The 19,827-nt window shown below is 63.4% G+C and carries 19 protein-coding genes and 3 tRNA genes; 5 read left to right on the top strand and 17 right to left on the bottom strand.

Going from position 1 to position 19,827, the window contains the following annotated elements; all coding sequences use genetic code 11:
- Nucleotides 1-3 precede the first annotated feature (3 nt).
- Nucleotides 4-705 carry a hypothetical protein gene (locus tag BL8807_RS08895; protein WP_072724215.1) on the top strand — a complete coding sequence of 234 codons (702 nt, stop codon included), beginning with the start codon at nt 4-6 and terminating at the stop codon, nt 703-705.
- Nucleotides 706-725: 20 nt separating this feature from the next.
- Complete coding sequence (locus BL8807_RS08890; RefSeq protein WP_072724214.1) at nt 726-1,406, top strand: ABC transporter ATP-binding protein; 681 nt, start codon at nt 726-728, stop codon at nt 1,404-1,406.
- Between the two features lie 81 nt (nt 1,407-1,487).
- On the opposite strand, the gene leuS is transcribed toward BL8807_RS08890, so the two are convergent.
- The 3 genes from leuS to BL8807_RS08875 form a co-directional block, all read right to left on the bottom strand.
- Nucleotides 1,488-4,433 carry a leucine--tRNA ligase gene (leuS, locus tag BL8807_RS08885; RefSeq protein WP_072724207.1) on the bottom strand — a complete coding sequence of 982 codons (2,946 nt, stop codon included), beginning with the start codon at nt 4,431-4,433 and terminating at the stop codon, nt 1,488-1,490.
- Between the two features lie 89 nt (nt 4,434-4,522).
- A complete protein-coding gene (locus tag BL8807_RS08880; RefSeq protein WP_072724205.1) occupies nt 4,523-5,473 on the bottom strand; it encodes a magnesium transporter CorA family protein in 951 nt (316 codons plus the stop codon).
- Between the two features lie 169 nt (nt 5,474-5,642).
- On the bottom strand, nt 5,643-6,935 hold the full coding sequence (locus tag BL8807_RS08875; RefSeq protein WP_072724203.1) for an Mbeg1-like protein: 1,293 nt from the start codon (nt 6,933-6,935) through the stop codon (nt 5,643-5,645).
- Between the two features lie 128 nt (nt 6,936-7,063).
- On the opposite strand from BL8807_RS08875, the gene BL8807_RS08870 reads away from it, so the two are divergent.
- The gene (locus BL8807_RS08870) at nt 7,064-8,314 is read left to right on the top strand and encodes a THUMP-like domain-containing protein (RefSeq protein WP_072724201.1); all 1,251 of its coding nucleotides are present in this window, start codon (nt 7,064-7,066) and stop codon (nt 8,312-8,314) included.
- A gap of 12 nt (nt 8,315-8,326) precedes the next feature.
- Here the strand turns inward: BL8807_RS08870 and BL8807_RS08865 are convergent, their stop codons facing one another.
- The 6 genes from BL8807_RS08865 to BL8807_RS08840 form a co-directional block, all read right to left on the bottom strand.
- Entirely contained in the window at nt 8,327-9,367 is a 1,041-nt protein-coding gene (locus BL8807_RS08865; RefSeq protein ID WP_143147949.1) for a hypothetical protein, read from the bottom strand.
- A gap of 261 nt (nt 9,368-9,628) precedes the next feature.
- Nucleotides 9,629-10,033 carry a pyridoxamine 5'-phosphate oxidase family protein gene (locus BL8807_RS08860; protein ID WP_072724197.1) on the bottom strand — a complete coding sequence of 135 codons (405 nt, stop codon included), beginning with the start codon at nt 10,031-10,033 and terminating at the stop codon, nt 9,629-9,631.
- Between the two features lie 132 nt (nt 10,034-10,165).
- Nucleotides 10,166-10,936: a DUF1287 domain-containing protein gene (locus BL8807_RS08855; RefSeq protein ID WP_226847315.1), complete on the bottom strand. Its 771-nt coding sequence runs from the start codon at nt 10,934-10,936 to the stop codon at nt 10,166-10,168.
- A 22-nt stretch (nt 10,937-10,958) separates the two neighbouring features.
- The gene (locus BL8807_RS08850) at nt 10,959-11,705 is read right to left on the bottom strand and encodes a Fic/DOC family protein (RefSeq protein ID WP_072724211.1); all 747 of its coding nucleotides are present in this window, start codon (nt 11,703-11,705) and stop codon (nt 10,959-10,961) included.
- A gap of 5 nt (nt 11,706-11,710) precedes the next feature.
- Complete coding sequence (locus BL8807_RS08845; protein ID WP_072724195.1) at nt 11,711-11,896, bottom strand: antitoxin VbhA family protein; 186 nt, start codon at nt 11,894-11,896, stop codon at nt 11,711-11,713.
- A gap of 105 nt (nt 11,897-12,001) precedes the next feature.
- Nucleotides 12,002-13,111 (bottom strand): NAD(P)/FAD-dependent oxidoreductase, encoded by a 1,110-nt coding sequence (locus BL8807_RS08840; protein ID WP_072724209.1) that lies wholly within the window; start codon nt 13,109-13,111, stop codon nt 12,002-12,004.
- A gap of 218 nt (nt 13,112-13,329) precedes the next feature.
- On the opposite strand from BL8807_RS08840, the gene BL8807_RS08835 reads away from it, so the two are divergent.
- Together BL8807_RS08835 and BL8807_RS08830 are read left to right on the top strand one after the other, a co-directional pair.
- Nucleotides 13,330-13,722: a DUF6442 family protein gene (locus BL8807_RS08835; RefSeq protein ID WP_072724193.1), complete on the top strand. Its 393-nt coding sequence runs from the start codon at nt 13,330-13,332 to the stop codon at nt 13,720-13,722.
- A complete protein-coding gene (locus BL8807_RS08830; protein ID WP_072724191.1) occupies nt 13,719-13,937 on the top strand; it encodes a helix-turn-helix transcriptional regulator in 219 nt (72 codons plus the stop codon). Before BL8807_RS08835 ends, BL8807_RS08830 begins: the two co-directional genes overlap by 4 nt.
- A 171-nt stretch (nt 13,938-14,108) precedes the next feature.
- Here the strand turns inward: BL8807_RS08830 and BL8807_RS08825 are convergent.
- The 8 genes from BL8807_RS08825 to BL8807_RS08790 form a co-directional block, all read right to left on the bottom strand.
- Nucleotides 14,109-14,181: transfer RNA gene (locus BL8807_RS08825), tRNA-Ala, on the bottom strand.
- An 84-nt stretch (nt 14,182-14,265) separates the two neighbouring features.
- A tRNA-Ala gene (locus tag BL8807_RS08820) sits at nt 14,266-14,338 on the bottom strand.
- A gap of 185 nt (nt 14,339-14,523) precedes the next feature.
- On the bottom strand, nt 14,524-15,660 hold the full coding sequence (locus tag BL8807_RS08815) for a hypothetical protein (protein ID WP_072724189.1): 1,137 nt from the start codon (nt 15,658-15,660) through the stop codon (nt 14,524-14,526).
- 136 nt (nt 15,661-15,796) lie between these two features.
- Nucleotides 15,797-16,495: a histidine phosphatase family protein gene (locus BL8807_RS08810; protein ID WP_072724187.1), complete on the bottom strand. Its 699-nt coding sequence runs from the start codon at nt 16,493-16,495 to the stop codon at nt 15,797-15,799.
- Nucleotides 16,496-16,543: 48 nt separating this feature from the next.
- Nucleotides 16,544-16,951, bottom strand: coding sequence for a ribosome silencing factor (gene rsfS, locus BL8807_RS08805; protein WP_072724185.1), 408 nt, complete (start codon nt 16,949-16,951; stop codon nt 16,544-16,546).
- A gap of 2 nt (nt 16,952-16,953) precedes the next feature.
- Entirely contained in the window at nt 16,954-18,339 is a 1,386-nt protein-coding gene (gene glmU / locus BL8807_RS08800) for a bifunctional UDP-N-acetylglucosamine diphosphorylase/glucosamine-1-phosphate N-acetyltransferase GlmU (RefSeq protein ID WP_072724183.1), read from the bottom strand.
- 103 nt (nt 18,340-18,442) lie between these two features.
- Nucleotides 18,443-18,513 (bottom strand) — tRNA-Gln (locus BL8807_RS08795).
- Nucleotides 18,514-18,628: 115 nt separating this feature from the next.
- The gene (locus BL8807_RS08790) at nt 18,629-19,651 is read right to left on the bottom strand and encodes a ribose-phosphate diphosphokinase (protein ID WP_072724181.1); all 1,023 of its coding nucleotides are present in this window, start codon (nt 19,649-19,651) and stop codon (nt 18,629-18,631) included.
- Between the last annotated feature and the right edge of the window lie 176 nt (nt 19,652-19,827).

Raw genomic sequence — 19,827 nt, 5'->3', positions numbered from 1 at the left:
GATATGCCGCACCATACGCTTGCCATCAGAGGACGAACCGTTTACCGCACGCTGCTCGGCATACTGTATTGCGCGCTGATGGCACGATTCGTCCTGCCGCCGGATCCCGCAGTATTCGTGGGCGCGCCGCATATCGACGAATACGCCGGCGTCACTGGTATGGAAGACAATCTTGGATTTATCGTATTCATGCTGTTCGGCACGCTGCTCTCGCTTGGCCAGCCTGCCGAATATCTTATGAGGCCGAATCCATTCGTATTCATACGCCGTGGACGAAGCTGGGGAAGATTGGCGCGATGCCGCGCCGCGACCGGCGGCTACTGTGTGACATTCGCCGGCGCGCAGCTTGTCATCACCGTGATGCTGTTCGCCGTGCTGCCCGCCGAGGCCTTCCCCTACCACGCGCGCGGCTTCTCTTTCGCTTCCCTGGCATCGGGTGCGATCTGGTCCGCCTTGATGCTGCTCATTCTGCTGCTCAGCGACGTATTCGCCACACTGGTTGGCCACCGTGAGCAAGGCTGGCTGTGGATTTTGGCGATTGTGGCCTTGTGCGCCATCCTGCCCGCCATACAGCATGCGTGTATGGACGCAAATCCTCTCGCCATACCCAATTGGGTGCTGCTGTTCCCTTTGGCGATAGCGGCATTGGTCATCGCCATCACCATCGCATACCAGCATACGGAATTACTCACATCACACCTATAAGACCTATAAGGAGGTATCCCATGTATGTGAACGTCGACAACGTATCGAAAACCATTCGGCGCAAAACAGTGCTCAACGCCGTAAGCGCACAATTCGAACGCGGCAAGGTATACGGCATTCTCGGGCCGAATGGTTCGGGCAAAACCATGCTGCTCAGAGCCCTCTGCGGGTTCATCAAACCAACCGGCGGCTCCATAACCATCAACGGAACGCCAGTGACGTTTAACCGCAAGCTGCCCGAGAATATCGGCATCATCATCGAAACGCCGGGATTCACCCCGTCACGGAGCGCAATGGACAACCTGCGATATCTGGCGGATATCAACCATGCGTTCGATCCGACGGAAGTTGAACGGCTGATGCGGGCGTTCGGCCTTTGGGATCATCGCGACGACAAGGTCAGATCGTATTCCCTGGGCATGCGGCAGAAACTCGCCATCGTGCAGGCGTTCATGGAGCATCAGCGACTGGTGCTGTTGGACGAGCCGACCAACGGCCTCGACTGGCGTTCCGTGGAACGGTTCATGGAGGAAGTGAATCATCAGCGCGAGCAGGGGCATACCATCATCATCGCGTCGCATCATAACGATGAGTTGGGCGGTATCGTGGACGATGCCCTGCTCATGAGCAACGGCATGATCGAACGGCGGGTGGCGCCGGAGGAGATCGCTTCGCTCTCGCTTGACCGAGCCGTGCGATAAGACAACCGAAATCATGACCGGCGTGCCCCTATGACCTCGGAAAGGTCATAGGGGCACGCCGGTCAACGGAGGAAATCGCGCTTATTCGGCGGGCACGATCGAAACGATCTTCGGCGCCTTGACGATCACCTTGCGCGGGGCCTTGCCGCCCAGACGGTCGGCGACGGCCTCGAGCGCGAGCCGTTCCAGCTCGGCCGGGTCGATGTCGGGCGCGACCTCGAGCTTGGCGCGCACCTTGCCCTTGATCTGCACCACCGCGGTGACGGTGTCCTGGCCCACGTACCGTTCGTCGGCGACGGGCCACGGTTCGGCGGACAGGGATTCGCCGTGGCCGAGCTTGTTCCACATCTCCTCGCAGATATGCGGCGCGATCGGCGCGAGCATCAGGATCAGCGGCTCGACGGCGGCGCGCGGCACGGCGTCCAGTGAGGTCAGATGGTTGTTGAGCACGATGAGCTTGGCGATGGCCGTGTTCGGACGCATGGCCTCCATCTCCACGGTCACGTCGGCGATCGTGTTGTTGAGCAGCTTCAGCGTCTTCATGTCCGGCTCGTCTTCGCTCACACGCACCTCGCCGGTGGTCTCGTCGACCACGTTGCGCCACAGGCGCTGCAGGAAGCGCATGCCGCCGACCACGTTGCGCGTGTTCCACGGGCGGGACTCGTCGAGCGGGCCCATGCTCATCTCGTACAGACGGAAGGTGTCGGCGCCGTAGTTGTCGTACATGTCGTCCGGCGTGATGATGTTCTTCAGGCTCTTGCCCATCTTGCCGAACTCGCGGTTCGCATGCTCGCCGTTCCAGGTGAACGTCGGCTCGCCGTTCTCGTCGGCCGGTCCCTCCACCACTTCGGCGGCGGGCACGTACTGTCCGCGGTCGTCGGTGTAGGCGTAGGCCTGGATCATGCCCTGGTTGAACAGCTTGTGGAACGGCTCGGACGAGTTCACATAGCCCAGATCGTAGAGCACCTTGTGCCAGAAGCGCGAGTACAGCAGGTGGAGCACGGCGTGCTCGACGCCGCCGATGTACAGGTCCACGCCGCCTTCGACGCCCGAATACCGGTTGTGGTTCGGCCCCATCCAGTAGTCGTATTCCGCGCCCTCCACCATATGTTCGGCGTCGGTCGGGTCGATGTAGCGCATGTAGTACCAGCAGGAGCCGGCCCAGTTCGGCATGGTGTTGGTGTCGCGGTAGTAGGTCTTCACGCCGTCGCCCAGGTCGAGTTCGACCTTAACCCAGTCCTCGTTGCGGCTCAGCGGCGCCTCGGGGTTGGATTCGGCGTCCATCGGGTCGAAGGTGCGCGGCGAATAGTCCGGCACGTCCGGCAGGTTGATGGGCAGCTGGTCGTCGGGCAGCAGGTGCGGGGTGCCGTCCTCGCCGTAGACGATCGGGAAGGGCTCGCCCCAGTAGCGCTGGCGGGAGAACAGCCAGTCGCGCAGGCGGTAGGACACGGTTCCCTTGCCGACGCCCGCGGACTCCAGCCACGCGTTCACCTTGTCGATGGCGTCGTCGACGCGCAGCCCGTTGATGCTCAGCGGCTCGCCGTTGGCCTTGGTGGCCTCGACGGCGGAGTTGATCACGATGCCGTCGTGGCTCACGAACGGGGCCTTGCCCTCGTAGTCGGCCAGGTCGTCGCCGGATTCGGGCAGCGGCTGGACGGTGTAGATCACCGGCAGTCCGAATTTGACGGCGAAATCGTAGTCTCGCTGGTCGCCGCCCGGCACGGCCATGATCGCGCCGGTGCCGTAGTCCATCAGCACGTAGTCGGCGGTGAACAGCGGCAGCTTGGCGCCGGTGATGGGGTTGACGGCGTACAGGCCGGTGAACAGGCCGGTCTTCTCGCCGGCCGCGTCCACGCGGTCCTTCGCGGTTTTCGCCTCGGCGGCCTTGCGGTAGGCGGCGACGGCCTCGAGCGGCGTGGCATAGCCGCCCTTCCACATTTCGGGAGTTTCGGCCGGCCACTCGGCGGGCACGTCGGCCAGCAGACGATGCTCCGGGGAGACGACGGCGAAGGTGGTGCCGAACAGGGTGTCGGGACGGGTGGTGTAGATCTCCATATCCTTGACGCCGGCCGGGGTGTCCACGTCGAAGTGCACGGAGGCGCCGTGGGATTCGCCGATCCAGTTGCGCTGCATGAGCTTGACCTTCTCCGGCCAGTCGATGCCGTCGAGGCCGGCGATCAGACGGTGGCCATAGGCGGTGATGCGCATGGACCACTGGCGCAGCTCGCGCTGGAACACGGGGAAGTTGCCGCGCTCGGACTTGCCTTCGGCGGTGACCTCCTCGTTGGCGAGCACGGTGCCCAAGCCCGGACACCAGTTGACCGGCGACTTGGAGATGTAGGCGATGCGGAAGTCGTTGAGCACGTCGGCCTGTTCGGCCTGGCTCAGCTCGCCCCAGGTCTTGCCTTCGAAGCCGGGAATCGGGCGGGAGCCGTTCTCGAACTGTTCGACGAGTTCGGCGATCGGGCGTGCCGCGCCCTTGCCGCCGTCGCGGTTGTCGGCGGTCTCGTCGTACCAGGAGTCGTAGATGCGCGAGAAGATCCACTGCGTCCAACGCACATAGCCCGGATCGATGGTGGCGAAGCTGCGGCGGTTGTCGAAGCTCAGGCCCATGCGGTGCAGCTGGCGGCTCATGTTGGCGATGTTCGCCTCGGTGGTCACGCGCGGATGCTGGCCGGTCTGCACGGCGTACTGTTCGGCGGGTAGGCCGAAGGCGTCGTAGCCCATGGCGTGCAGCACGTTCTCGCCCTTCATGCGGTGGTAGCGGCTCACCACGTCGGAGGCCAGATAGCCCAGCGGATGGCCGACGTGCAGGCCCTTGCCGGAGGGGTACGGGAACATGTCCATCGCGAAATACGAGGGGCGTCCCTCGGCGTTGCGGCCCTTGCCGTCCTTCAGGTCGCCGTTCACGTTCGCGGCCCAGAAGGTGCCCTCGTCATCCCAGATCTTCTGCCATTTGGTCTCGATGTCCTGCGCCAGACGCGCGTTGTAGCGGTACATCGGTTCGTCGGTTGCGTTCTCACTCATAACTCAGCAAACTAGCCGCGCAACTGGACACGAGACAAACCGCCAGCCGGCATCCGAGACGCACCCCGCACGGAGCGCACGGCGGAGACCTACTTGAACAGGCGCGAACGGGTGAGGAACCACGTCACCACGGCCGATATCGCCATGGACAGCACGATGACGAGCGCGAATCCCCACGGCTTGTCGGTGAAGGGCATGCCGAGCATATTGCCGTCGAAGTTCATGCCGTACATCGAGAAGATCAGCGTCGGAATCGACAGGGTGATCGAGATGATGGTGAAGATGCGCATCACGTTGTTCAGGTTGTTCGACACCACGGAGGCGAACGCGTCGGTCATGTTCGCGAGAACGCCGCTGTAGATGTTCGCCATCTCGATGGCCTGCTTGTTCTCGGTGATGACGTCCTCGAGCAGATCCTCGTCCTCCGGATACTGCTTGATGCGCGAAAGCGTGGTCAGCTTCTCCATCACGATCTCGTTCGATTTGAGCGAGGTGGTGAAGTAGACCAAAGTTTTGCTCAGTTCGAGCAGCATGAGGATCTCGCGGTTCTGCATGGAATGGCGCAGCTTCAATTCCAGCTTGTCGCTTTCACGGTCGATGATGCGCAGATAGCGCAGGTACATGGTCGCGTTGCGGTAGAGGATCTGCAGGATGAACCGCGAGCGCATATACGTGTTGAAGCCGCGGATCGTGCCTTCCATGAAGGGGTGCAGCACCGGGGTGTCCTGCATGCAGACGGTGATGATGAGCTTCTGCGTGATGATGATCGACAACGGGATGGTCTCGTACCAGTCGCGTCCGTTGCGTTCCTCGACGGTGGGGATGTCCACGATGATCATCGTGTAGTCGTCCTCCACGTCGACGCGCGAGCGTTCCTCGTCATCCAGGGGGGCGCGCAGGTCGGCCAGGTCGATGCCGGTCTGGGAGGCGACGGTGGCGAGCTCCACGTCGGTGGGGTCGCTTAAACACAACCACGCACCATTCTCCGGTTTCTCGATCTGCTCCACCTGACCGTTCATGGTGCTGAACATCCTCAACATCGTCTCTCACCGCCTTCCGATACGCGTACCGTCTCGTCTTCTTTTCGCTATCGCCCTTATGCGCGACGCACGCCCGGCGGCCGTTCCGCCGCGGCCGCGTCTTCTGTCACACAGGCCATCCTTAAGAATAGCCCCTGCGTGCCGACTTTGCCCGCGCCCGCGGAGGAATTCAGTCTCCGTTCACCTGCGCCGCGTCGGATTGCTGCGTCTTCACGCCGTCGCCGACCCGTTCGCCCAGCGAACGCACCGCGGTGGCGGGGAACGCCTTGACGACGTCGGCGAGCAGGGCACGCGTAGACGGGTCGGTGCGTCTGGCGGCTTTGGCGATTTTCGGCAGAGCCTCGCTCCAGTGCGCGGCGAGCTCCGCGAAGGTCTCGTAGCCCGCGGCGGCGAAGATGCCGTAGATCTGGTCGATGGCGCGTTCGCGCTGCTCCTTGCTGAAACGGTCCAACCAGATGTCGATGGTCTGGTCGAGGAAACGCGCGCTCGCATTGAGTTCGGGCACGGTGTCGAATCCGCCGTCGTCCGTGACCCTCCAGTTGCGTCCCATATGCTGCATGATGCCCACGGCGTCGGCGGCGACCACCGTGTAGTCGTCCGTGGTTTCGAGCAGCATGCCGATCACCGAGGATTCGGGCACGGTGCTGTCGATCAGCCGTCTCACGGCGGCGAAGGTCTCTCCTTGCATGAGTTCCGAGGGCAGTCCCGGACCGTCATGGGTGAACACGCGTTCGATGCGGCCGAAGGCGGCCTCGTCATCCCGCGCCAGCATCAGCGCGGAGTAGACGGCCAGATTGCCGCCTTTGGAGTGGCCTCCGACCATGAGGCGCGATCGCGCGCCCTCGTCCGCCCCGCCGGCGAGCGCGGCGAGATAGTCGGCGGCCGCGATCTGCGAGGGCACCGGGCAGCGCACGGCCATATTGAAGTCCTCCTTCCATCCGACCAGCGTGCCGTCGGTGCCGCGGAAAGCGACGTACAGCATGGGATCGTCCTCGTCGCGCGATCCCGCGCAATCGGACAGGTCGAAGGTCATGGCCGCGAACTGGGTCTCGCTGTCCGTGTCCGTGCGTTCGCTATAGCCGCCCACGCGCAGGTTCCGCCATCGCGGGCTTTCCGCCACCGCGACCAGCAGCTGGCGGCGGTAGTCGTTCACGTCTTTGGATCCGGTCACGAACATGTCCGGATAGTCCTCGGCGCGCAGCAACGCCGTGATGGGAACGCCCGGCATGATGCCCGTCCCCCGCTCGGACGCGCCCCGCTCCCCGCGATCCGACGGGGTGGCGTCCCGTCCGGCGATGTCGTCGGATGGCGCGGATCCGCCGGCGTGCGCGGCGAACGCCGGCACCACCCGAGGCATGCGGATGTAGGCGAGTTCGGACAATATCAGCGAGTCGACCGCGCTGAACGGCAGTTCGGCGAAGCTGCGGAACTCCACGCGCGCGTAATCAAGTATGGTGCCCATGCTCTCCACTGTAACGCGAACGGAATATCACGTCGTCGATGGGCGTTCCCGCCCGGCCTCCGACCCACGCGCACGCCCTTCGCGAGGCCGGCCCATCGGCCGCGTATGGCGTCCCATACAATGATGGGGTGATTATTTCCGACGAGACGCTGGCGTTCATCCGCCGGCACCGCACCGAGAACGTGCGCGATCTGGCGTTGCGCGCCAAACGCGGCGAAGGGTTGGATCTGCCGTTCGCGCTCGACCAGATCGCCGGATGGCAGACCGCGCGCGCCAAACTTCCCGCATGGGCGGCATGCGATGGGGTGTTGTATCCGCCGCATCTGTCGATGGAGCAGTGCTCGTCGCAGGCCACGGCCGAATACAAGCGGCGGGTCGCGCATCGGCTCGTCGCCTCCGACGGGTCGCGACGAACATCCATGGCTGATCTGACCGGCGGGTTCGGCGTGGACTGCTCGTATCTGGCGCGCGAATTCGACGATGCCGTATACGTCGAACGTCAGGCGAATCTGTGCGCGTTGGCCGAACACAATATGGCCGCGCTCGGTTTGGACCATGTGCGCGTCGTCAACGCCGACGCCGAGGATTTCCTGCGCGGGATGGAGCCGGTCGACCTCATCTTCCTCGATCCCGCGCGACGCGACGCGCATGGCGCGCGCACCTACGCCATCCAGGATTGCGCGCCGGATGTGCTCGGCCTGTGCGACGCGCTGCTCGGCAAAGCGCCGCATGTGATGGTCAAGCTCTCCCCCATGCTGGACTGGCATAAAACCGTTGAGGATTTCGCTGGCCTCGTGGCCGAAACGCATATCGTCTCCACGGCCAACGAATGCAAGGAGCTGCTGCTTGTGCTGTCGCGCGAACGCCACGCCACCCCGCGCATGGTCTGCGTCAACGACGACGAGGTGTTCGAGCCCATGCCGCCCATATCTGACATGCCGGACGGCGAGGACGCCGCCCGGCAACGCTCCGCATCGCGCGACCGTGAGCTTCCCGACCCCGCGGATCCCGCTTCGTGGCGGTATCTGTACGAGCCGAACGCCTCGATTATGAAGGCGGGCTGTTTCGCGCAGCTGTCGGCGCGGTTCGCCGTATGCCAGATCGCGCCGAACAGCCACCTTTTCGTCGCGGCCGAACCGCAGGACGGATTCCCCGGCCGCGCGTTCGTCGTCGACGACGTCTGCACCATGAACAAGCGCGAACTCAAGCGGACGCTCGGCGGACTCACGCACGCGAATATCGCCGCACGCAACTTTCCGCTCAGCGCCCCGCAGTTGCGCGCCAAACTCAAGCTCAAAGACGGCGGCGACGTCTATCTGTTCGCCACCGCCGACTCCGCCGGCGCTCACCGAATCATCCGCACCCATAAACTCGTCTGACCGTCAGAAGCGTCAGAAGGGAACCTCGTCGTATTCCGGCTCGATAGGGTTCACCGTGACCGGCACCGGCGAGTATCCGCGCTCGGCGCGCCGCTGCGCCGACATGGCGCCGCCGTATTCGTATCGGTCCGCGGCATTCGACGAATACGACCAGGCGTCATCCCTATACGATGAGGCCGTGTTGTTCGTGGCGAACGAATCGAATCCGTACGGGTGGCGAGCGCCGTCGCGATGGCGTTCGAACAGTTCCAGCTCGTAGTCCGAGGGCTTGGGAATCTCGAAGGGGAGATTGTCCGTGTCGTTCCATGGATTGGAGGCACGCAGATGCTCGCGCAACGTATCGAGGTCCTTTTGGAAGGGTGTCGAGATGCCGCCATCCTGACGAAGAACCGCACGTTCGAGCAAGTTCAGATATTCTCCCTGCTGCAACCATTCCTGGTAGTCGCCGGAACGCTGCTTCAACGTTTCGACGAGTTTTTCCAGCCGGTACGCCGCATACATCTCCTGCTTGCGCCGTTCGCGTTCCTCGCGATACCGGCGTTCCTGCTCTCGGCGTTTGCTGCCGAGATCCAAGGAGTCGAACACCTTGCCGAGCCGATCCTCGATGTGGGTGCGGTCGGAATCCTTGCATGTGCGCTGATGCCATTGGGAGACTTCGCTGCGTATCGCCAACGTCAGTACGCCGGTGCCGGCGAATTCATAGTTACGCGCGTCCATCCATGCCGGGCATTCGCCCGTCTGCCCGGGTTTATGCGAGAACGGCTCCCGTGCGGGCATGCCGGGCTGGGAGGATTCGCTGACCTGCATGAAATACGTCACATCCTCCTTGCGTATCGCGATATGCGCCCAAGCCAGATCATCCTGATGCTTGTCCATCATCTCGGCGTCGTCCGGACGCAACACGGCGTATCCGCGGCGTATGCCCTCGTCGGCGATCAACCGGAGCAGTTTCTCCACACGCGGCACCTGTTCCTCGGACACGCGTTGAGTGTCCACATCATCGAGGAAGCGCCTCACCCACGGGTTGTCCTCCATCGCATTCGTCTCGTCCATGTTCACCGCCTGCCTTTCCTTGACTTCCCCGGCGCAGGGCCGGGAACCGGGCGTCCTTGCCCGATCGCAGACAGCATCGCATAGTCGTTCCGCCGCGCGCAAGCGCCCCGAAAAACCTGTGGATGGCGGTGGACAACTTCGCGCTATCCACCGCCATCCACATAAGCGGAACACTCTCCACACTCCACCCGTCCGCGGAAACGAAACGACCCGCAGGCTTGCCGCCCACGGGTCGTCATCGAATGGAATGGAACCGTCCGGTCAGTCCTTGACGATGGTCTTTCCGGCGTTGGCGCCGGCGGTGAGGTCTTGGATCTCGGTGACCTCCAGCACGGGGATGACGGCCGGCTTCTTGGTGCCGTTCTCCTCGGCCACCTTGACCTGGGCGTCGTAGATGTCGTCGTCGACGTGCAGCGCGACGTTGCCGCGGAAGCGGTAGCCCGTCTTCGTCTCAAGATTCGCGACAGCGATGACCAGCTGGGAGCCGTCCAACAGGTTGCGGTACATCTGGCCGGCGGTGCGCTCGTGGTAGGCGATGTGGTTGTCGTCGAGCACGTACATGCTCATCTTCGGTCCCAGATCGACCTCGCCGTCCTTGGAGACGGTGGCGACCCAGCCCAGATTGTTCTCGATGAAGGTTTTCATCTCGGCGGTGAGTGTTGCCATAACAGGCTCCTTTCAAAAGCTCGTCCCTCCAGACTAGCGAACATCACCAAGGATCGCGCGGGTTTCACGACGAGTGTGACGAACCTCACCGCTCTCCGGACCTAGGTTCGCTCCGCCGCCGTCCGCGGTTCCTCATTCCCGCCACGCCCGCAGCACGGATTGGGGAACCTGGCTCGCATCCCACCGGTAGTGTCCGGTGACGGCCATATGCGTTTTGAACGCGAGATAGTCGTTCTCGCGCTGTTCCTGTCCCATGTTGTGGTTGACGAACGCGATGCCGGACCGGTCGCGTTTGTCGGAGATGACGCCGATGTGTTTGACGTTTTGGAACACGACGATGTCGCCCTGCTGCCATTGCGCATGGTCCGTGGTGTCCGTGGTCAGGTTTTGCGCGTATTTGCCGAAGAACACATCGAGCACGCCGGTGCGTCGGAAATCGATATTGGGATCCGGCGTGGAAACCACCTCGGCGTAAGCCGTGGGGTCGGCCGCGATATCGGCGTCGACCATGGCTTTGAGGTCGTAGCCTGCGTTGGCGAACGCGCGCCATACCACGTCGGTGCACGCGCCGCGGTCGTCCGGAGGATAGCCGCCGTCGTAGTAGCCGGAATCGTAGGTGGGTTTGGCGACCGAATCGGCCTGCGCGCCCTGACGGATGTCGGTGTAGTCATCGATGCCGTCGCCGTCATAGTCGACGCCCGACGTGAGTTTGGGATATCGGGAGTCCGTCTCGCTCTGCGGCGCGGCGACCATGCCGTCCACCGGCGGCACGCCGCCGAAATGCCGCCACACCAGCGTTCCCGCCACCACGACGATCATCACGACCACGGCTATAACGGACACCGCCACAAGCCAGCGGCGCGTGCGCGGAACTCCCCCACTCATACCGACATGCTGCGCCATATCCCCTCGATCCATTATTTCGTCACGTTACATCAGCTTCTGATGCATGGGATTCATGTCTGGATTGCCACTGCCGATAGTCCTCATCAGTGAACGTATACCCGATATTCGGCGAATCTCCCACAGAAAGCAACTCGTCCGCTAAATGGGTGTATGGCACGTCCGCTTCCAACGGGATGGTCAAGGGTTTGACGATATCATCGAACATGCTCTCCAAATCACGCAAATCATCCGCCTGCATGCCGGCGATGGACGCTTGGTCGTTTCTCTCTCCCGTTACCAATCCCCAGTCCAGATGCCAACCGGCATCGCGAGCCACGATATCCCAAAACACACGCTGCGTGCGACCATTCCCCTCACGAAATGGATGCAGAATGTTGAAGTTGTTGTAATGGACGCTTAATCGCTTGACGAAAATGTCTCGACTCAACCTCTGCAGCAGATTATCCTCACGTAACATTTGCTCACAATAGGCAACTCCCGTATTGAAAAATGCCAATGGCTGGAAAGGCAGTCCCTCACCTTTAGCGATATCCACCGTACGTATTGCACCTGCCCAGTCATAAATATCCTGGAACAGCACGTGGTGAATCCACTGGAGCTGACTGATGGTGCCTTGTGCCTTTGGCAGATGCGCGTGCAGCTGCATGGCACGACTGACGCACAATTCACTTTCCGCCCGACGCAGGTCCTCCATCGTCGTAGCACCGACCAGATTGCGTAGCACCTGCGTGCCAGCAATAAGATATGGATCGAAGACCGCTTCCACCGTCGTCACACCGAGGTCAGCCCGTAACGGGCGCGAGTACGGGCCACCAAACCATCTTCGTCGATAAGACCGTTGACGTAGTCCTTCGCGTCGCGTAGGAACTCGGAAGACACCATGCCGCCTTCCATCTCAGAAGAATGCACCGCAAGAGAGAGATTCTCCGCTCTGCGTCTCGCTTCGTCCACAGTCATTTCGCCACCTCCTCAGCACAGTCTAACAGCACGATCAGCAAGATTATCAGACGGCGACATATCTCGCTTTGAGTCGAACAATCATCGACCGCGCGGGGCGTGCGGCTATGCGGTGAGGTAGGCCTGCGCGTCGAGGGCGGCACGGCATCCCATGCCGGCGGCGCTGATGGCCTGCCGGTAGACGCGGTCCACGCAGTCGCCCGCGGCGAACACTCCCGGCGTCGAGGTGCGGGTGCCCGCGCCTTCGACCAGCACATAGCCGTCATCGTCCATGGCGACCTGTCCGGTGAGGAATCCGGTGGCCGGCGTGTGTCCGATGGCCACGAACAGGCCGTTGACCGGCATCGTGCCGGCCCGCCCGCTCACCGTGTCGCGGATGTCGATCGAGGCCACCGAATCGGTCGGTTTCGACAAGGCGAGGCCGAGACCGATCGCCGGACCGCCCGCGTTCGCGTTCGAGGCCAGCCCGATGCTCCGACCCGATGATGCCGCCTTCAGTCCCGTCCGCAATTCGAGCGAGGGCGCGGAGACGCTCGGCATGCCGGCCGGCGCGACGCCGCTTCCCCGCACCGCGGTGACCACGGTGTTGGTAAGTATGGTGATCTTCGGATTGTCTCGCACGCGGTCGAGCATGATCTTCGATGCGCGGAATTCGTCACGCCGGTGGATCAGGGTCACCGATGAGCCGAAGCGTGAGAGGAAATCGGCCTCCTCCATCGCGGAGTCGCCGCCGCCGACCACCACGATCGGCTTGTCTTTGAAGAAGAAGCCGTCGCAGGTCGCGCAATAGGAGACGCCCCGGCCGGAATACTCCTCTTCGCCGGGCACGCCCAGCTTGCGCACCTGCGAGCCGGTCGCCACGATCACGGCACGCGCGCGGATTGTCCGGCCCGATGCCAACGTGACGGTTTTGAAGGCGCCGCCGAAGTCCACCGAAACCACATCGTCATAGACGAACTCCGAGCCGAACCGTTCGGCCTGCCTGCGCATGGACTCCATCAGTTCCGGCCCCATCACCCCGTCCGGGAAGCCTGGATAGTTCTCGACCTCGGTGGTGTTGACCAGCTGGCCGCCCGGCGTCAGCGCGCCGGCGACCACCAGCGGCGCGAATCCGGCACGTCCCAGATAGATGGCCGCCGTGTACCCGGCGGGTCCCGATCCGATGATCAGCGCGTCAACCGTCCCGCGCCCTTCGACCGTGTTTCTTTCCTCCATCATGGCACCCGCCCGTCGTCGTTCCGTCGTTCATTCACGCCCCACACTACCGCACGCCCCAAGCCGGTTACGCCTCCAGCTCACGGCGACGATCCGCATTTGCCGAACCACCCACCCAGTGATCTCTTCGTGGAGGTGCCAGCAATATTGACAAGTACACTATGCAAGTCGCATACTAATATTGCCAAATATACTTGTCATACCCAAGGGAGGGCATTATGACTGGGCATCACAGCTTCGGCACCACATCCGCCGCCAAGCTCGACCGCGCGGAAATCCTCGCACGCAGCCGGCATGAGGCATCAGACGAGGGGGAGCTTCATATCGCGAGCCGTTCCAACTATTACGGGGCGTTGTTCACGGCCATCGAAATCCTCGCGGCCATACTGTTCGCCATCATCTGGTATTGGACCGGGGATCACAGTTACATGGATTTTCTCGGCGTGCTCGCCCCGTTCTTCGCGCTGTCCTTGGCCATGATCTCAGGCAGGAACCTGGCGCTATACCAAGGGCACGGCCGGCAGCGCAACTGGTTGGCGCGCACGGTGGGAGGATTGCTGCTTTCCGTCGTCTTCCTCGTGCTGTTCATGGTTCATCTGGTGGCCGGATGAGACCGAGCGGAGAGGACGAACTCGTCCTGCACAACAACCTCAAGCGACTTCGCGCCGAGCGAGGCCTTTCCCAAGCCGCGCTGGCGGAACTTGTCGGAGTCTCCCGCAATACAATCAGCTCGATCGAAACCGGCCAATACACCCCCACCGCCAAGCTCGCGCTTGTCCTATGCGTCGCGCTCGACCAAAAATTCGAGGATGTGTTCTATTTCTAGCCTCCGCCTGCCTCGAGCTGATGGGAGACGAAGACGACCACGACTTCGCAAACCCGGAAACAGACGAATGACATGATGAGTGGTCAAACCGGAGTCGCGCGGACCTTGTCGGAGGCGGTGTGAATATGAGAAGAGGCTTGGAATCTTACGTTTTCCAAGCCTCTCAATCTGTGGAGCTAAGGGGATTCGAACCCCTGACCCTCTCCATGCCATGGAGATGCGCTACCAGCTGCGCCATAGCCCCGTATGCAATTATCTGGACTTCGCGAGCAGAGCATGCCGCCCAACGAAGCCAGTGGTGAGATATTCCGCAAGGAACACCTCGAAGTGGAGCTAAGGGGATTCGAACCCCTGACCCTCTCCATGCCATGGAGATGCGCTACCAGCTGCGCCATAGCCCCGTATTCAGTTGTCGTTCGTTTTGAACCTTGGATAGTCTACGACGGACTTGCCATCTCGGCAAGACCGGCGTGTCGCCAAATGCCATCGATGTGATTTGACGACACGCAGCATGCCTGTCGCGACTGCCCCGCGACCGTGCCAGACCGCGGTTCACGGCGGCTGGTTGCGGGAATCCTCACGCGCGCTATCCGTTTGAGCTTGAGGACGATCCGCCCGTCGACGAGCCCGAACCACTGGACCCGCTGGAGGTGCCGGAGGACGACGAGCCACTGCCCGTTCCGCTCTCCGTCCCACTTCCCGAGCCGGTCGAACCACTGGTCGATCCACTCGTTCCGCTTCCGGTCGAGCCTCCGGTGGTCGTTCCCGAATCGGTTCCGGATGTGCTTCCGGATCCGCTGGAATCCGTGGAGCTTGAGCCGGAGCCGCTGGACGAGTCGCCGGTGGAGCCTCCGGTCGATCCGCTGGTTCCGCTGGAACCGCTCGAGCCGCTGGAATCGCCGGAACCGCTCGATTCATCCGAGTCGGTGCCGTTTGTCGTATCGTCCGTCGACGAAGTGCCCTTTTTGTCGGTGGACGAGTCGGTCGTCCCCTGGCCGCCCTTCTGTTCCTGGGAGGGTTCCTGCGTGGTCTGCGGCGTCTGCTGGATGCTTGGTTGATGCACGAGGTCTCGCACCACGCTGTCGGTGCCTTCGCCGCGGGTGATCAGCATGATCACCGCCGCGGTCAGCCCCACGGCCACCAATGCGCTCACGACGGCCACGATGATGGCGTTGCGTTTGGCGCGGCGGCTGGGAATGAGTCGCATGTCGGATTTGCCGCTGGTCGCGGTCGTTCCGTGTTCGCCGGAGCCGGCCCGCCCTCTGATGGAACGCCCGACGGACGTTTCCGCGACCGTCGTCGCGTCCATCACCGCCGTCGCATCGGCGACGACCGTCGTATCGTCCGTTGATTCCGCATCGTCCTCGCGCGCGTCCACGACGGCGGTTTCTGAGCCATCGACGACATCGGCGCCATCGCGGGCGACGGTGTCATCGCCGGCTTCGGCCTCACCGGAGTTGGCCTCGTCTGAGTCGGCCCCGTCATCGCTTCCAGCATCGCCGTCATTCCCATCTGGGATCGGCAGCGCCGATTGCAGTTTCTCCCCCGACGCTTTGAGCACGTTCTGGTAGACCTGCGACGAGATCGCGGACACCACCGAACCGACGGCCACGCCGATCACCGATCCCGCGATGCCGATTTTGCTCGACAACAGGAACGAGGTCACCGCGGCGAGCGCGCCGGCCGCGAGCTGCGCGAATGAGATACCTTTGAGAAATTTCATCACACCATGACACCGTACCGGCAAACGCTAGAAACGCGCTGCGCCGACGGTGAACGTCACCATGTTTTTACCTTGCGTGCGCAAAATCTCTACGTCCGCGCGCGTTTCAGACCGGCCCGCGCGTGGTTTCCGTCCGTCAGAGCGCGGGATGCTCCCACTGGTCGGTGCGTGCGGCCTGGGGGCCGTGGTTGTAGTCGGCGAGCCGCCAGCGCACGCCGCCGTCCGCGAAGTCCAGAGGAATCAGACGGCTCCAATGGGCGTTGCGCATCGACAGGATGCTGGCGAAATCCGGGTAGGTGATGTCCAATCCCATCAGCGTCTGCAGGGTTTCGGAGATCCACGCTCCATGCGAGAACACATACAGGTCGGTGTCGTCGCCGCCGCGCGCGGACCAGTCGAGCAGCGCGTCGACGCCCCGGTGTCCGACTTCGCTTTTCGGTTCGGCGCCGTGCCTGAGCTCGCCGTCGCGGTGCTCCTGCCACAGGCGGAAGTCCTCCGGATAGCGTTCGGCCAGCTCCTCGCCGCTCATTCCCTCCCATTCGCCGAAGTTGCGTTCGCGCACGCGCGCGTCGGGATGCGTTTCGACGCCGATGAGGTCGGCGAAGGCCCTCGCCGTGTCGACCGCGCGCCCCAGATCGGAGCAGACGACCAGATGGTTCGTCACATCCGGTCTGCGGTCGACGTAGAGTTCCTTCAGCGCCGCGGCGGTCTGCCCGGCCTGCCACCGGCCCACTTCGTCGAGGGGGATGTCGATCTGCCCCTGCAGGCGGCGTTCGGCGTTGTACGCGGTGCGTCCGTGGCGCACCAGCGTGATGGAACGGACATGCTGCGGCATCGGTCGATCAGCTCCTTGAGGTCGCGAGGGTCGGTTCTTGGGAACGGATCAGGCGTCCGTCTCGTCGCCCGCTTCGAGCGAGCTTTCCGGATGTTCCAGCTCGAGTTCGATCTGCGGGCAGTCGCGCCAGAGGCGTTCCAGATTGTAGAACTCGCGCGATTCGTCATGCATGATGTGGATTACGAAATCGCCGTAGTCGAGCAGCACCCACTGGCCCTCGGTCAGGCCTTCGCGCGAACGCGGCTGGCGCTTGCCGCATTTGAGGTACAGATCCTTCTCCACCTCTTCGGCCACGGCGAGCACCTGGCGTTCGTTGGAGGCGCCGGCGATCATCATGATGTCGGTGATGGCCAGCGGCTCGGTCACGTCGAAGGCCACGATGTCGGTGGCCTTCAGCCGGTCGGCCGCTTCGGCGGCGATGCGGATCTCGTCGATGGATTCCTGCACTGCGGGCATGTTCACTTCCTCTCCCAGGCGGGCTTCCAGCCCTCCACGATATGTTGCGTGTTCTCGGAATACACCATGGCGTCGTCCGGCACGTCATGGCGTACCACGGAACCGGCGCCGGTGGTCACGTTGTCTCCCACTTCGACCGGCGCGACGAGCAGGTTGCCGGCGCCCACATGGGCGCCGGCGCCGATGCGCGTGCGGTTCTTGTGCACGCCGTCGTAGTTCGCGGTGATGGTGCCGCCGCCGATGTTGGTGCCGTCGCCCACTTCGGCGTCGCCCACATAGCTCAGATGCGGCACTTTGGTGCCGTTGCCGATATGCGCCTTCTTCATTTCGACGAACGCGCCGGCTTTGGATCCCTCGCCGAACTCGTTGCCGGCGCGCAGATAGGTCCACGGGCCGATGTTCGCGGCGCGTCCGATATGCGATTCCTGCACGCGTGAGCGCTCGACCACGGCTTCTGCGTCCACCACGGCGTCGATCAGCGTGGTGTCGGGGCCGATCAGCGCGTCCTCGCCGACCACCGTCTCGCCCTGCAGGAAGCAGCCCGGCAGAATGGTGGCGTCGCGTGCGATACGCACGTCATCCTCGATCCAAGTGCTGTCCGGATCGAGGATGGTCACCCCCTCGCGCATCCAACGCTCGCAGATGCGGCGGTTGTGCGCCTTGGTGAGCGCGGCCAGCTGCACGCGGTCGTTCACGCCTTCCACGCTTAAGGGGTCGGGCGCGGCGAACGCGCCGACGGCACCGGCGGCCTTGGCGGTCTCCAACGCGTCGGTGAGGTAGAACTCGCCCTGCGCGTTGTTGGATTTCAGCCCCGCGATGGCTTCGACCAGCACCTTGGCGTCGAACACGTATACGGACGTGTTCACCTCGTGAACGGCCAGTTCGCTGCTGTTGGCGTCCTTCTGCTCGACGATGCGCAGCACGTTGCCGTCGCGGTCGCGGATGATGCGGCCGTATCCGGTCGGGTCGTCGAGGATGGTGGTGAGCACGGTGGCCCCGTTGCCGCTGTCGGTATGGTAGGCCAGCAGCCGGCGGAGGGTGTCCGCGTCGAGCAGGGGCATGTCGGAGGCGGCAACGAGCACGGGGCCGTCGAGTTCGCGCGTCCGCCCCAGCTGGGCCATGGCGCACTGCACGGCGCGGCCGGTGCCGGGCACGTCGTCCTGGTTGACGATGGTCACGTCCGCATCATAGGAACGCGCGGCTTCGGCCACGCGTTCGGCCTGGAAATGCACCACCACGGCGAGGGTTTCCGGATTCTGCTCGCGGACGGCGGCCATCACGCGGTTGAGGAAGGTCTTTCCGCAGAAGGTGTGCAGCACCTTCGGCTTGGACGAACGCATGCGGGTGCCCTCACCGGCGGCGAGGATGATTGCGGCGGATAGTGCCATGGGGCCTGCTCCAGTTCTTAACATCACAACCGTGGAGATCTTCCGCGGGATAAACAAGTGACGGCCGACCGTTTGCGTCGCATGCGGTCGGCCGTCAGGCTCGCTCCCCCACCTGGACTCGAACCAAGACAAAGGGTTCCAAAGACCCGTGTGCTGCCATTACACCATGGGGGAATCGGCGGGAGGTGATCCCGCCAAGTGTTCATTATGCCATACCTCTTGACCGGATGGCGGCAGTGGTGTCGCCGCTATGTCGCGAACGGCACCCAAAGCCAGTCATTCCAAGGCGTCAGGCGAACAGGAAACCCTGTCCATGATGCTCGGGATACGTGTCGAACAGCTCCGCCACGGAGCCGTCGTCGAACACGGCGCGGATGGCGGCGGCCAGCAGCGGGGCGATGGAGAGTACGGTGAGCCCGTCCCAGCGCTTCTCTTCGGGAATCGGCACGGTGTCGGTGAGCACCACCTCGCGCGCGCCGCACGCCTTCAGACGGTCGACGGCCGGGCCGGACAGCACGCCGTGCGTGGCGACCACGGTCACCGACTTGGCACCGGCGTCCTTCAGCACGTTGCACGCGCCGGCGATGGTGCCGGCGGTGTCGATGAGATCATCGACGAGCACGCAGTCCTTGCCCTCCACATCGCCGACCACACGGTTGGCCACGGCCTGGTTGGGGCGGGTGATGTCGCGCGTTTTATGCACGAAGGCGAGGGGGCCGCCGTTAAGACGCTGCGCCCACTGTTCGGCCACGCGGATGCGGCCGGCGTCCGGGGAGACGACGGCGACGTTGTCGAGCTGGCCTTGGAAACGGTCGCGCATATAGTCGACCAGCACCGGCATGGCGATGAGATGGTCGACCGGGCCGTCGAAGAAGCCCTGCGACTGCGAGGCGTGCAAATCCACCGACATGATGCGGTCGGCGCCTGCTGTTTTCAGCAGGTCGAACACCAGACGGCAGGAGATGGGCTCGCGTCCGCGATGCTTCTTGTCCTGGCGGGAATAGCCGACCAGCGGGCACACGGCGGTGATGGAGCGGGCCGAGGCGCGCTTGAGCGCATCGATCATGATGAGCTGCTCCATAATGGCCTTGTTGATCGGCTGGTAGTGGCTTTGCAGCACGAACACGTCGGCGCCGCGCACCGATTCGGTGTATCGCACGTACATCTCGCCGTTCGCGAAATCGTAGGCGGTGGTCTCCAACACATCGATGCCGAGCTGCTCGGCGACGTCTTGGGCCAGCTTCGGGTGGATTCGTCCAGTGACGAGAATCAGGTTCTTATCGGGCTTTCCTTCGAGGATTGCGCTCACCATGTCTCCCAACGTGTGGTCTCGTTGAAGTGCAGCCCCCAGTTTAACCACGGCGTGAGACGGGAAAGCCCGACTCCCGCGTCGCGTCCCGCCATCATCCTGTTTCGTCGGCGCGTCCCCATGCCGGACCGGATATCCCGCTCCCGCCCTGCCGAGCGCGGACGCGGACCGGACGCGAT

Source organism: Bifidobacterium lemurum (assembly GCF_014898175.1).
GTDB classification, from domain to species: Bacteria; Actinomycetota; Actinomycetes; order Actinomycetales; family Bifidobacteriaceae; genus Bifidobacterium; species Bifidobacterium lemurum.
The sequence above is the reverse complement of the archived record's forward strand: the minus strand, read 5'-3'. Positions and strand labels throughout refer to the sequence as shown.

Excerpts from the sequence above, each read along its gene's own strand:
- BL8807_RS08895 (WP_072724215.1), top strand. The coding sequence starts at position 4 with ATGCCGCACCATACGCTTGCCATCAGAGGACGAACCGTTTACCGCACG.
- BL8807_RS08890 (WP_072724214.1), top strand. The coding sequence starts at position 726 with ATGTATGTGAACGTCGACAACGTATCGAAAACCATTCGGCGCAAAACA.
- leuS (WP_072724207.1), bottom strand. The coding sequence starts at position 4,433 with ATGAGTGAGAACGCAACCGACGAACCGATGTACCGCTACAACGCGCGT.
- BL8807_RS08880 (WP_072724205.1), bottom strand. The coding sequence starts at position 5,473 with ATGTTGAGGATGTTCAGCACCATGAACGGTCAGGTGGAGCAGATCGAG.
- BL8807_RS08875 (WP_072724203.1), bottom strand. The coding sequence starts at position 6,935 with ATGGGCACCATACTTGATTACGCGCGCGTGGAGTTCCGCAGCTTCGCC.
- BL8807_RS08865 (WP_143147949.1), bottom strand. The coding sequence starts at position 9,367 with ATGGACGAGACGAATGCGATGGAGGACAACCCGTGGGTGAGGCGCTTC.
- BL8807_RS08860 (WP_072724197.1), bottom strand. The coding sequence starts at position 10,033 with ATGGCAACACTCACCGCCGAGATGAAAACCTTCATCGAGAACAATCTG.
- BL8807_RS08855 (WP_226847315.1), bottom strand. The coding sequence starts at position 10,936 with ATGGCGCAGCATGTCGGTATGAGTGGGGGAGTTCCGCGCACGCGCCGC.
- BL8807_RS08845 (WP_072724195.1), bottom strand. The coding sequence starts at position 11,896 with ATGACTGTGGACGAAGCGAGACGCAGAGCGGAGAATCTCTCTCTTGCG.
- BL8807_RS08840 (WP_072724209.1), bottom strand. The coding sequence starts at position 13,111 with ATGGAGGAAAGAAACACGGTCGAAGGGCGCGGGACGGTTGACGCGCTG.
- BL8807_RS08835 (WP_072724193.1), top strand. The coding sequence starts at position 13,330 with ATGACTGGGCATCACAGCTTCGGCACCACATCCGCCGCCAAGCTCGAC.
- BL8807_RS08830 (WP_072724191.1), top strand. The coding sequence starts at position 13,719 with ATGAGACCGAGCGGAGAGGACGAACTCGTCCTGCACAACAACCTCAAG.
- BL8807_RS08815 (WP_072724189.1), bottom strand. The coding sequence starts at position 15,660 with ATGAAATTTCTCAAAGGTATCTCATTCGCGCAGCTCGCGGCCGGCGCG.
- BL8807_RS08810 (WP_072724187.1), bottom strand. The coding sequence starts at position 16,495 with ATGCCGCAGCATGTCCGTTCCATCACGCTGGTGCGCCACGGACGCACC.
- rsfS (WP_072724185.1), bottom strand. The coding sequence starts at position 16,951 with ATGCCCGCAGTGCAGGAATCCATCGACGAGATCCGCATCGCCGCCGAA.
- glmU (WP_072724183.1), bottom strand. The coding sequence starts at position 18,339 with ATGGCACTATCCGCCGCAATCATCCTCGCCGCCGGTGAGGGCACCCGC.
- BL8807_RS08790 (WP_072724181.1), bottom strand. The coding sequence starts at position 19,651 with ATGGTGAGCGCAATCCTCGAAGGAAAGCCCGATAAGAACCTGATTCTC.